The sequence below is a fragment of the Clostridioides sp. ES-S-0048-02 genome (genome assembly GCF_020658495.1).
In the GTDB taxonomy this organism is placed as follows: Bacteria; Bacillota; Clostridia; order Peptostreptococcales; family Peptostreptococcaceae; genus Clostridioides.
On the sequence record NZ_JACVWH010000007.1, the window covers coordinates 38592 to 51781 of the forward strand.

The following is a 13190-nucleotide window of genomic DNA, read 5'->3' on the forward strand; positions in this document are numbered from 1 at the left end:
TTTAAGTAAATTTTTTTAAATAATAAAAACTGACTGTCAGTTAAATGTCAGTCAGTTATTTTATAATAATTTCATTTAAATATATCTAAAATTATCCCTTTTAATACTACTCTATCTATCATTTCCAGATAAAATAGTTCATTTAAATTAATTTTAATACACCCTACTAAGTCTATCTTCAAGATTAGTTTGAACAAGTCCTAACATAAGATTTACAATCCAATATACAACTATTACACAAGTAAAAGCTTCCAAATACTTATAACTTGCTGCTTCTGAAACTTTATGTTAGCAATTTGCTTAAAGGTTTTCATTTCTATAAATTTCCAAACAATACATTTATTAAAAAAAAGTGAGTAAACTCTGTATATTAGACTTAACTCACTTTTTTGTATAAACCCTTATCTTAGGATAATTCAGTAATCTATTAAATTTTATAAAACGACCTATTTTTAGCTATTAAATACTCTTTGGTTATTATGCGCTTTGATTTAGTGGTTTTTTAAGTAGTGCTAAAAGCATCATTCCAACTACAGCACCTACAATTATAGCCACTATATATCCAAGTGGATGAGTAACTACTGGTATAACAAATACTCCTCCATGAGGTGCACGAAGAGCTGCATTAAATAGCATACTAAGTGCTCCTGCTACTGCTGAACCTCCAATACAAGCTGGTATAACATGAAGTGGGTCTCCAGCTGCAAAAGGTATTGCTCCCTCTGTTACAAATGATAACCCCATTACATAGTTAACTTTACCAGACTCTCTTTCTTCTTTTGTAAATCTATTTTTGAAGAATGTAGTTGCAAGAGCTATAGCAAGTGGAGGAACCATACCACCAGCCATTACTGCTGCCATTATTTCAAATTGCCCTGATTCAAGAGATGCTACACCAAATACATAAGCTGCTTTATTCACAGGTCCACCCATATCTACAGCCATCATTCCACCCAACACTAATCCTAAAACTATTTTTGAAGTTCCACCTAAACTATTTAGGAATCCAACCATAGCATTATTAATTGCTGTAACTGGAGGTATTACTAGAAATGTCATTATAACGCCCATCAAAAGGGTTCCAAATAAAGGATATAATAATACTGGTTTTATTCCTTCTAATGAAGTTGGTAATACATTAAATATTTTCTTAAGTCCTTCTACCAAATATCCTGCTATAAAACCTGCAAGTAATGCTCCTAGAAAACCTGAACCACCATCTCCTGCAAGAGCTCCTCCCACAAAACCTACAACAAATGCAGGTCTATCAGATATAGAATATGCTATATAACCTGCAAGTACAGGTAACATAAATCCAAATGCTTTATCTCCAATTCCCTTAAAAAATGCTGCTATTGGTGTATTTGAACCGAAATGTGAAGGGTCAATAGAGTAATCATCAAGTAAGAATGCCAAAGCTATAAGTATACCTCCACCAATAACAAATGGCAACATATTAGACACACCATTCATTAAATGCTTGTAGACTTTTCTAAATCCACTTTCGTTTTCTTCACTTGATTCGTTGTGACTTCCTTCTTCTCCATGATAAATTGGAGCATCTCCATTTACAGCTTTATCTATAAGTTCTTCCGCTTTGTGTATACCATCAGCAACCTTAGTTTTTATAACTTTTTTGCCATTAAATCTGGCCATTTCAACATTTTTATCTGCTGCTACTATTATACATGTAGCATTTTCTATCTCTTCTTTTGTAAGTCTATTCTTAACACCTGCTGAACCATTAGTTTCTACTTTTATAGAGATACCTTTACTTTCAGCCATTTTATTTAAACTTTCAGCTGCCATAAATGTATGTGCTATTCCTGTTGGACACGCTGTTACTGCTAAAACTTGAGGATACTTACTAATATTTTTATCTTTATTATTTAAAACATCCTCTTTACTAATTTCTTCATCCTGATATTCTTCACTGAATTTTTCTCTTTCTTTTTTATCTATTATTTCTTTGAATTCTCTTGCTGAATTTGAATTTATAAGTTTATTTCTAAAATCTTCATCCATAAGTATTGTAGATAATCTAGATAATACTTCAAGATGTGTATTATTAGCTCCATCTGGTGCAGCTATCATAAAAAATAAATTTGACAAACTTCCATCAAAAGATTCATAATCTATACCTTCCTTTGATACAGCTGCTGCTATACAAGCTTTAGTAACTGCTGTAGTCTTAGCATGAGGAATAGCTACACCTTCTCCAATTCCTGTTGTACTCATCTCTTCACGGGCTAAAATTGCTTTCTTATAATTTTCTTTATCATTTAAATTACCACTATTTTCAACTAAATCAACTAGTTCTTCTATTACTTCTGGTTTATTTTTTGACTTTAAATTTAATTTAATTGATTTTTCATCTAATAAATCTATAATTTTCATAAGTTCTCATTTCCTCTCTATATATTTTTTAGGTTATTTTTAAAATCTTTTAACAGATATTTCGTTTACTAATTTATCAATATATTTTCTTTCAGCTAAATCATATGAAAAAGCAGTTGCACTTCCTGAAGCTGCACCTAATTTAAGAGCATAATCATATTCACCAGTACTTAGATATCCAGATATAAACCCTGCTACCATAGAATCTCCTGCTCCTGCAGAATTTTTTACAGTTCCTTTTGGTACATCACTTATAAATACTTCATTATCTTCTGTAATCAGTAATGCACCATCTTTACCCATTGACACTAAAACATTTACAGCTCCCATTTCTTTTAACTTTTTAGCATACTTTACTATATCTTCATTTGAATTTAATTTAACACCAAATATTTCCTCTAGCTCATCATTATTAGGTTTAATTAGGAAAGGCTTATATTTTAATACATTAAGAAGAAGATTTTTTGTTGCATCTACAACAATTTTTATATTCTTTTCTTCTAGTCTAGACATTATATTTTCATATAATTTTTCATCTAAAGTAGATGGTATACTACCTGCCAATATTAAAATATCATCTTGATTTAATTTATCAAGTTTTTTATATAATAGGTTGATGTATTCATCACTTATATTGGGTCCTTGTCCATTAATTTCGGTTTCCTCTGACACTTTTATTTTTACATTTATTCTTGAAAAACCGTTTTTCAATTTTATAAAGTCTGTTTTTAATTTTTTTTCCTCCAATGTTTTTACTATATATTCACCAGTAAAACCACTTATAAAACCTAATGATGTATTGTCATGTCCAAGTTCTTTAAGTATACAAGACACATTTATACCTTTTCCTCCTGGATAAACGTATTCTTCATTTACACGATTTGTACTTCCTGTATTTAATTCATCTAATTTAACTATATAATCTATTGATGGATTTAATGTTACTGTATAAATCATTTTGCCACCTCTTTTTATTTATTTATCTTATGTTTATATCTTAACTCCATATTAATATCCCTGAAAGTCAAAAAATTTCTCTTAATTAAAAGAGAAATTTATCGTTTTTATCTTATCTAGTTTTATATTATCCAAATTTGCATGTGTATATACAACACTATGTTCTATATATATCTATTTAAACATGTTTACAAATTTTTCAAAATTGCTATTTTCACATATACTTATAACTTTCGCTATGGAGTCTACTCTTTTGTATATGTTTGAAAATATAACTTCATAATCTAATATTTTATCTTTATCAAGTGCCAACATTATTATTAAGCGCACATCTGATATTTCCCAAGCAATTGGTTTTTTTAGTATTCCAATTGCTATTTTATTATCATAAACCTTTCCAATAGCTCCATGTGGTATAGATACCATGTTGCCTATTTCTGTTGTTGCTATTTTTTCTCTCTCAAAGTAAGAGTTTTTCATGTCATCATCTATATAACCTTTTTGTACAAGTTCACTTGCCATAAAATCAATAACTTCTTCTTTATATTTAAAATCTAAGTCAGTAAAAAACAACGCACTATCAAATAAGTTTTTTATATCTAAATCCAAATATACATTTCCTGTTTCTATATATTTTTCAATTAATTTAATTTCCTTTTCACTCAACATTGGAGAGATGTTTATTACTGGTATATCACCTATTTCAATAGGTACAGTAGATATTACAAAATCAACATCTATAACCTTTACATATTCAACTAGATATGAAGGAATAACCTTTAATATTTCTAGCTTTTCTCTAAATATATTCTCTAATTTAGCTTTTATTAACATTGAGGTACCTATACCTGATGTACAAACTATTATCGCTTTGAAAACCTTATCTTTATTATTATAGGATGCCCTCTCAATAGCACCTCCTATATGTAGAGCTATATTTGCAACTTCATCTTCGTTGATTTCTATTTTTAAATCTTGTTCTATTGTTTTTTTAGCTATATTAGCTAACTCAAAGGCAAAAGGATACTTTATTTTAATATCTTGTGCTATTATAGGCGATTGATTCATGCCTAACTTTATTTTCTTACACAAGCTACTAATATGCTTATATAAATATTCTTCAAATATATCATCATGGCTTATATCTATTGACGTAGCTAGCTTTAAATTTTTACAAAACGTTCTTATCGAATTTATTATAATCTCTTTGTTCTGTTCATTTTCCAATATTGAACTTCTTTTGTTGCTATAAGTTTCTACATAGTCCTTTATAAACTCTCTTTCATCATACTTATGCCTGCTCAAAATAACTAATATATTATTTAATACATTCTTAAATTCTATATCAGTTAGTACTAATCCATTTTCATTTAATGCGTCTAATAGTATTTTTTTTATTATTAACTTTTTTTCTTTTATATCGTCATTTAAAAAATCATTTAGACTGAGTTGGTTCTCTCTCTTATTACTTAAATCAATTATACAATTTAATATCTTATCTTCATTTTCAGAGATACATATACCTTGTTTATGCTTAGATTTAACAGAAATTGAATACTTATCAAATATCCTCTTGACTTCTTTTAAGTCATTTTTTACTGTTGAAACACTTACATACATAGAATCTGCTAAATCTTCAAGCCTTATAGTATTTTTTTCTTCATTGCTTAAAGTTAGTATTTTTCTGATTATATATTCTACCCTATCTACATCATCATAAAGGTTACTATTTAAATTCACTTCATCAAAGCTTCCCTCTAACTTATAACCAACACCTCTTATTGATAAAATTTTACCATTTTTAAGCTGTTTGTTAATATTCTTTATTTCATTTTGTATAGTCTTTGAAGAACACCCTATTTCTTGGCTTAAGGCAAGTCCACTCATTGTATCTTTTGAATTTAACAGTATCTTTATTATATTTATCTGTCTAGCTGTTATATTTAAACTCATAAAATCACCTTTTACTCTAGATATTGATTTCTCAATTTTTTTATCTCTTCTTTATTTAAATTAAATTCTCCATATAGATACTCTTCTACACTATTGTATTCCTCATCAATTCTTCTAAAGGCTGTATTCATATATTCTTCATTTACACCAAATATATAATTTAATCTTTCTTTTGGAATATCTTTAAATTTAGGCTTACATTCTATAAACCTTTCTATTTCCTTATCTGCAAACTCATTGCTTTTTAGATAATCTTTCATTATATTTTCTCTTGATACACCCAAAATCATAAGAATTATAGCACTTCCTACACCAGTTCTATCCTTACCAGCTGTACAATGATTTAGTACTGGCAAATTAGAGTAATCTTTTATAAGTTCTACTAGCTTTTTATATGAAGGATTATTTACAGGTAGATTATAGTAGCTATTATTTAGCATATTAAACGCACCATCTTTTTCAAATAAACTCTCAATCATATCTTCGATAGAGCCAAAACGACCTCCTGATTCTTCTAATTCTCTCATTGCTGGAATTCTTATATTTTTTATATTTGATATTATTGTTGATGGATGTTTACGTGCCTCTTCATCACTCCTATAATCAAATACATATTTGATATTTAAGTCTTTTAAAATCTTTATATCATTCCTACTCAAATTTGACAACTTTGCAGACCTATAAAATAAACCATACTTTACAGTTCTACCATCCTCTGTTTTATTTCCACCTAAATCTCTAAAGTTTTTCATCTTACCACCTCTTAAAAATTCTCTATCATATGATAAGTTATCTACTATATTTAGCTCAAACATTATAAATTAATTTTATCACAATTTTATGCTATTTATTTAAAATATTTTTTCGTATTTGCTTAATAATTTTAAAATACAAAAGTATATCTTTATACAAAATTAACCTAAATTTTACATAATTTATTTACTACATAGAAGCTTTATAGTTTATAATCAATATACAGTAGTATATTTTATACAAATAAGACCATATTTAGAATAATATCAAATACATTGGAGGTTTTATATTATGGACATTCAAAAGCAAAAGAGCTTTATAATTAAATTTACATATGTAGTTTTAATAGCAAGTATTATATATGTTGTCTTAAAATTCTTATTTCCATTATTAATGCCTTTTGTGATTAGTTTTATCATTGCCTTTATTTTAAGACCTATTATAAAACTTATTACAGATAATACAAACTTAAACCGTACATTTATTTCTGCGGTAGTACTTTTAGCCTTTTATGGATTAGGAATATTTTTATTAGTTAGTTTTGGTGCAAAAATATTTGCAAGTATAAGCGACATATTTTTTAGACTTCCTGATATATATAAATCAGGTATACAGCCAACATTAAACACCTTATTTTCTAAGATAGATGCTAGTACACCTAATGTTAATCTAGCATTGATACTTGGTTGGGATAATATCAGTCAATCTATGATGTCTTTAGTTGCCTCTATTTCAACAAATGCACTTAATGCTATTGCAAGTATTGCAAGTAAAACACCTGCATTTATGTTGAAACTTATTATAACTTTAATTGCTTCTTTCTTCTTTACATTTGACTATCAAAAAATAGTGAACTTTATTTTAAGACAGTTTCCAGAAAAAAGTCAGACAATGATAATCAATATAAAAAATAGTAGTATCAATGCTATTTTAAAATTGTTAAAAGCATATGCCATACTACTATCAGTAACATTTGTAGAACTTCTTATTGGTCTTAATATCCTACAAGTTGAAAATGCATTTACTATATCTGTCATAGTTGCGCTTGTCGATATTTTACCAGTATTAGGCACAGGAAGTATCTTAACTCCTTGGATGATTATTTCATTAATCAATGGAAATATACATTTGGCAATAGGGCTTTTAATACTATACATCATCATAACTGTTGTTAGACAAATATTAGAACCAAAAGTAGTAGGACAACAAATTGGTCTGTATCCTTTAATAACACTAATGTGTATGTTTGTTGGTGCTCAACTATTTGGAATAGCTGGATTATTTGGCTTTCCTATTGCAGCTACAATCATTAAAAATCTACATGATAATGGGATTATTACTGCATTTAAATAACTTAAAATCAATATTTTATTTAAACTTAAAATAGTGAGATATGTATTATACATCTCACTATTTTTCTACTTTGCACATATAGTATCAATCATTTCTTTATATTCATTTTCATTATTTAAAAAATCAATATTTTTAAATTTTTTTCGCATCTTTTCTTTAATTTCCAATGAATAAGATATCGTATATGGAAGAAATCTCTCTATTTTTTTTATATATTCTATAGAAAAAAATTCAGCATTATAAGCTATAGAAAACAAAATCAACATTAAACAATCATTTTTTATCATGTCTGTTATAGCTTCATTTCTACTGTTAATTTTAAAGTTTTCTATTAATTCAATAGTAAAGTTTATTAACTTATTTGCAATTTCATCCAATAAACCCTTTTTTGACATCTCTGTCATAATAGTCTTATGATTACACTTTAAATCTTCTTTTATATCCTGTAAATCATCAGATATTTGTAATAAAAATCCATAACCAATACAAAACTTTACCTCTTCATTTGTCATAAGCCCATTTATTAAATATCCATCTACTAAAACAGATGAACCTCCCTTTTCAATAGAAATAGATAATATTTCGTCTTTATGCAAATAAGTCTCCTTATCCTGCTGTTTTAAACTCTTTACTTGGCTTTCAAATATTAATAACAATGACTCATATATTTCTTTAAAATCTTCTCTAGGATAAACCTCTTCAATATAATCTATCATCTGAGATACTTTACTTTCATGACAGTTATTAGGTTTAATTTTTTCTCCTAAGAGTCTTTTTTCTAACCAACGATTGAATAAGGCTTTATCCATTTCATTTGTCTTTGTATTATCTAAATAATTGTCTGTATATGGATATAACATACTATATGCAAAACTTGCTTTTGAATAATAGACATCTTTTCCAAATAATAATTGCAGTGCATTTGAAATCCATACATTTCTCACGGCCTGCATAATATCTTCTATAGGTAAATCATCATCAAATCCTCTAGCATCTCTGATAAATTGTTTTGTTATTTCTAAGAATTTTTTTCTATCTTCTACATTCATTTTCTCTAATTTAAAAATATTCTCTTTTTCTAGTGTTTTTTGCAAAAAAGCTTCACCTTTTTTTATCCACATTTTTCTTAGAACAACATCACTTGGACACTTTTCTAAGTGAACTGATACTTTATCTATCAATTTATCTAATTCGCCTTCACACTTTTTTTGTGAATCTTCACTATATGTTTCTATTTCTTTACATAATTCGATACTTGAATTATTCCATATATCTTTACATTTGTCACAATAGCATTTAAATATATAATTTAATCTCATTTGACATCCCTACTTTCATGTCTAAACTATACCCTATATTATATCAGTACATATAACTAATATATAGTTAAAGTTATGATTGTGTATAATATTGCCATGAAAACTATTTATTTTTTCAACTTAGCTAAGGCTTCTGCAAATGGATTATTAAATACTTCTTGATTTTTATTTTGATTTTTTAGATATTGATTAACATCTTTCTTTGATGCTTTCTTTTTTTCCTCTTGTTTTCTTTTATTAAAAGAGGATAATTTTTCCCTGTACCCACAACTACAAGTAAATATTCTTCCTTCACCTTCACCACGAAGTTCTAATTTTTTATGACAATTAGGGCATCTTGAATTAGTTGTTTGTGATATGGTTTTTCTAGTATTACACTCTCTATCTTCACAAATTAACATTTTACCTTTCTTACCATTTACCTCTAGCATAAATTTACCACATTCTGGGCATCTATTTTTAGTTAAATTATCATGTTTAAATTTGCTATCACTACTTTTTACTTCTAATACAATATCTTTTGAATAATCCTTCATATCATTTATAAATGTATTTTTATTAAGCTTCCCTTTTGAAATATCTAATAATTTCTTTTCCCACGATGCTGTAAGTTCTGGTGTCTTTAAGTCCACAGGAACTAAATCTAACAGTTGTTTTCCTTTTGATGTTATATATATATCTTTATTTTTCTTTTCCATCAAAAATGAATTGAATAATTTTTCTATTATATCTGCTCTAGTAGCAACTGTACCAAGTCCACTTTTCTCCATAGATGTTAAAAGTGTAGCCTCATTTAAGTATGGTGGTGGATTTGTCCTTCCTGAAGTCATCTTCAAGCTTTTAACTTTAAGAATATCTTTTTCCAACACATTTGGAATGCTTTCATATTCATCTTCATCATCCATATCTTTATAGCTTTCTTTCCAACCTAGATTTATTACTTTATTGCCTTTGGCTTTAAATGTCTCGCCCTCTATAGTTGCACTTATAGTTGTCTGTTCATATTCAAAGGGAGGACTTAATACTGCCAAAAACCTTTTTACGACAAGATTATATATTTTTCTTTCTTTATCTGTAAAATCACTCATAAACACTTTTTGCTCTGTTGGTATTATGGCATGATGGTCTGTTACTTTTGAATTATCAACAAAAGACTTATTAGATACAATATTACTTTTTAATAACTTATTACAAACCTTCGAATAATCACTAACATTTACAGCTTTTATTCTATCTTTTAATGTCCCAACAATATCCGAAGTTAGATACCTAGAATCAGTTCTAGGATAAGTAAGTACCTTATGGTGTTCATATAGTTTTTGCATTATAGATAATGTTTCTTTTGCTGAAAATCCAAACATTTTATTTGCATCTCTTTGTAATTCTGTTAAATCATAAAGCGCAGGTGAATATTTTTTCTTATATGATTTATTTACTTCAGATATTTTAACATCTAAATCTTTTACTTTTTTTGATACACCTTCCATCTTTTCTTTACTAAAAGTTGAGGAATTATTATTTTTATCATTCCAAATAAACTTTATATCTGAGTTGCCCTTTGTTGCAATTATCTCCAATCCATAATATTCTTTAGGTTTAAAATTTCTTATTTCTTCTTCTCTTTTCAATATCATAGCAAGAGTAGGAGTCTGCACTCTTCCACAAGAAAGCTGTGCGTTATACTTTGTTGTTAAAGCTCTAGTTGCATTTATTCCAATAATCCAATCGGCTTCTGCTCGTGCTATTGCTGAATAGTACAAATTTTCATATTCTTTACCACTTTTTAGTTTTGCAAAACCTTCTTTTATTGCTTTATCTGTACTTGAAGAAATCCAAAGACGTTTTAAAGGTTTTTTTACTTGAGATTTCTCTATTATCCATCTTGCTACAAGTTCTCCTTCTCTCCCTGCATCTGTTGCTATAACTATTTCATCTATATCATTTCTGTTCATTTGAGCCTTCACTGTATTAAACTGCTTTCCACTTTTTTTTATTACAACAGTCTTTAGATACTTAGGAAGTATTGGTAAATCTTCTAAACTCCATGATTTGTATCTTTCTCCATAACTTTCAGGGTCAGCAAGTGTAACCAAATGACCTAGTGCCCAGGTAACAATATACTTTGGTCCCTCTATATATCCATTTTTTTCATTTTTTGAACCCAAAACTTTTGCTATATCTCTTCCCACAGAAGGTTTTTCTGCTAGTACTAATATTTTTCCCATTTTAAAATACTTCCTTTCTCTTTCTCCAATCTTACACTACACTTAAAAGCTAAATAAATATACTTTTTCTTAACATTGTAACTATAATATTACCATAATTAAATCAATTCTAATTAATTATTTAATATTTTCTTCTTTTTTTATCACAAACCTATATTTAATTTGATTTACACACCTACTATCCTATTTATTTTTACGTATATTATTTAAATTTGTAAGTTTATAATTCGTAATTAGACTTATATTTTTATATTTTTTTCCTGTTTTTAAATTTTTTAGTTGACAAAACACAAAACCTTATATTAATATTATTAATACAATAAGCTATGACAAATCAATATCCGGTTAAGATTTTATAGAAGAGTTGCCATATGGCACACCGAAGGAGTAACACTCTCAGGTACTTTTTTAAAGTAGGACTGTAAAATTTACGGAACTCTGGAGAGACCCATTATGGGCGCCGAAGGGGCAAGGCATTTGTGCTCAATCTCTCAGGCAAAAGGACAGGGATTATCTACCAAAACTAGTATTATTAATACTTTTATTTTGGTTGCTAATTAGTGTATATCCAGAGCTGAATCTATTTTAGATTTAGCTTTTTTTATTACACTAGAAATTATTAATAAATTATACTAATTTCCTGTCAATTACTTCATTAAAAATTCTATTGATTGTGTAAAGCAAAAAAATGAGGGAGTGTTTTTATGAATCTAATTGATATTTTAAACAAAGTTGATGCTTTTATTTGGGGACCGCCCCTGTTGGTACTACTAGTTGGTACTGGTATATTACTTACTGTTAAACTTGGCGTTGTGCAAATAACAAAACTTCCACGTGCTCTTAAGCTAATATTTGCTGCTGAAAATAAAGGTAGTGGTGATGTTTCAAGTTTTGCAGCTTTATGTACTGCATTGGCTGCTACAGTTGGTACTGGTAATATCGTTGGGGTTGCCACAGCTATTAAAGCTGGTGGACCTGGTGCACTTTTTTGGATGTGGATAGCTGCATTCTTTGGGATGGCTACTAAATACTCAGAAGGTGTCCTTGCAATAAAATACAGAACTAAAGATAAAAATGGTCAAGTATCTGGTGGACCTATGTACTACATAGTAAATGGTATGGGAGAAAAATGGAGACCTCTTGCAATATTCTTTGCTATAAGTGGTATATTAGTTGCACTTTTAGGAATAGGTACTTTTACTCAAGTAAATTCAATAACAGACGCTATCAATAGTAGCTTTGGAGTGGACCCTAGAATTACAGGTGTTGTACTAGCAGTATTTGTAGCTTTAGTTGTATTTGGAGGTCTTAAAAGTATATCTAATGTTGCTACTAAGATAGTACCTTTTATGGCAGTTATCTATATTGTAATCTGTGGAGTCATTTTAATATCTTATTGGAATAAAATACCTGAAACTTTTGTATTGATAATTAAAAGTGCATTTACACCTACTGCTGCAACTGGTGGTTTTCTAGGTGCAACTATGTCACTAGCAATTAGAAATGGTATCGCCCGTGGTGTATTTTCAAATGAATCTGGTTTAGGTAGTGCTCCAATAGCAGCTGCTGCAGCTAAAACTGAGTGGCCAGCAGAGCAAGGACTTATCTCTATGACAGGAACTTTTATAGATACTATTATAATCTGTACACTTACTGGATTTTCTCTTGTTATATCAGGTGTTTGGTGTTCAGACTTAAATGGTGCTGTTATGACTCAAGCAGCTTTTAATGGTGCTATTCCTACATTTGGACCAATATTACTTACAGTTAGCTTAACATTATTTGCATTCACTACAATTTTGGGGTGGAGTTATTATGGAGAAAGATGTTTTGAATTCCTATTTGGTGTAAAAGGTATGAATGGATATAGAACTGTATTTGTAGCTATGGTATTATTAGGTGCATTCTTAAAGTTAGAAGTAGTTTGGATAATTGCTGATATTGTAAATGGACTTATGGCAATACCTAACTTAATAGCTTTGCTTGCACTATCACCTATAATAGTATCTGAAACTAAAAAATACTTTGAATATATAAATTCTCCAGAAAATCAACTAAAAAGAAATGCATAAGTAGAAATATATAAATAAAAAATATAAAACCCTAAACCAATATAAGAATCGATTTAGGGTTTTATATTATTTTTGTTTTAAATGAATATATCAGATTAAATATATTTACTTAGGAAGTACTACACTATATAAAGAAGCTAATATCTATTATAGTTCATCTA

At 28.3% G+C, this 13190-nt stretch carries 8 protein-coding genes and 1 riboswitch; of the genes, 2 read left to right on the plus strand and 6 right to left on the minus strand.

Annotated elements, in window-relative coordinates:
• Positions 1-477: 477 nt before the first annotated feature.
• From IC173_RS10975 to IC173_RS10990, 4 genes are all read right to left on the minus strand, one after another.
• Positions 478-2397, minus strand: a complete 1920-nt coding sequence (locus IC173_RS10975; RefSeq protein ID WP_227830688.1) for a PTS fructose transporter subunit IIABC — start codon at positions 2395-2397, stop codon at positions 478-480.
• A 39-nt stretch (positions 2398-2436) separates the two neighbouring features.
• Complete coding sequence (pfkB, locus tag IC173_RS10980) at positions 2437-3354, minus strand: 1-phosphofructokinase (protein WP_227855535.1); 918 nt, start codon at positions 3352-3354, stop codon at positions 2437-2439.
• A gap of 174 nt (positions 3355-3528) precedes the next feature.
• A complete protein-coding gene (locus IC173_RS10985; RefSeq protein ID WP_227855536.1) occupies positions 3529-5307 on the minus strand; it encodes a BglG family transcription antiterminator in 1779 nt (592 codons plus the stop codon).
• Positions 5308-5318: 11 nt separating this feature from the next.
• Positions 5319-6122: a tyrosine-protein phosphatase gene (locus tag IC173_RS10990; protein ID WP_227482768.1), complete on the minus strand. Its 804-nt coding sequence runs from the start codon at positions 6120-6122 to the stop codon at positions 5319-5321.
• A 229-nt stretch (positions 6123-6351) separates the two neighbouring features.
• On the opposite strand from IC173_RS10990, the gene ytvI reads away from it, so the two are divergent.
• A complete protein-coding gene (gene ytvI / locus IC173_RS10995; RefSeq protein WP_227437315.1) occupies positions 6352-7413 on the plus strand; it encodes a sporulation integral membrane protein YtvI in 1062 nt (353 codons plus the stop codon).
• A gap of 65 nt (positions 7414-7478) precedes the next feature.
• Here the strand turns inward: ytvI and IC173_RS11000 are convergent, their stop codons facing one another.
• Both IC173_RS11000 and IC173_RS11005 read right to left on the minus strand, forming a co-directional pair.
• Positions 7479-8732 carry a flagellar protein FliS gene (locus tag IC173_RS11000; protein WP_227855537.1) on the minus strand — a complete coding sequence of 418 codons (1254 nt, stop codon included), beginning with the start codon at positions 8730-8732 and terminating at the stop codon, positions 7479-7481.
• Positions 8733-8839: 107 nt separating this feature from the next.
• Positions 8840-10957, minus strand: a complete 2118-nt coding sequence (locus IC173_RS11005) for a DNA topoisomerase III (protein WP_227855538.1) — start codon at positions 10955-10957, stop codon at positions 8840-8842.
• Between the two features lie 428 nt (positions 10958-11385).
• Positions 11386-11474, plus strand: a riboswitch (glycine riboswitch).
• A 187-nt stretch (positions 11475-11661) separates the two neighbouring features.
• On the opposite strand from IC173_RS11005, the gene IC173_RS11010 reads away from it, so the two are divergent.
• Complete coding sequence (locus IC173_RS11010) at positions 11662-13029, plus strand: alanine/glycine:cation symporter family protein (RefSeq protein ID WP_227437321.1); 1368 nt, start codon at positions 11662-11664, stop codon at positions 13027-13029.
• Positions 13030-13190 lie beyond the last annotated feature (161 nt).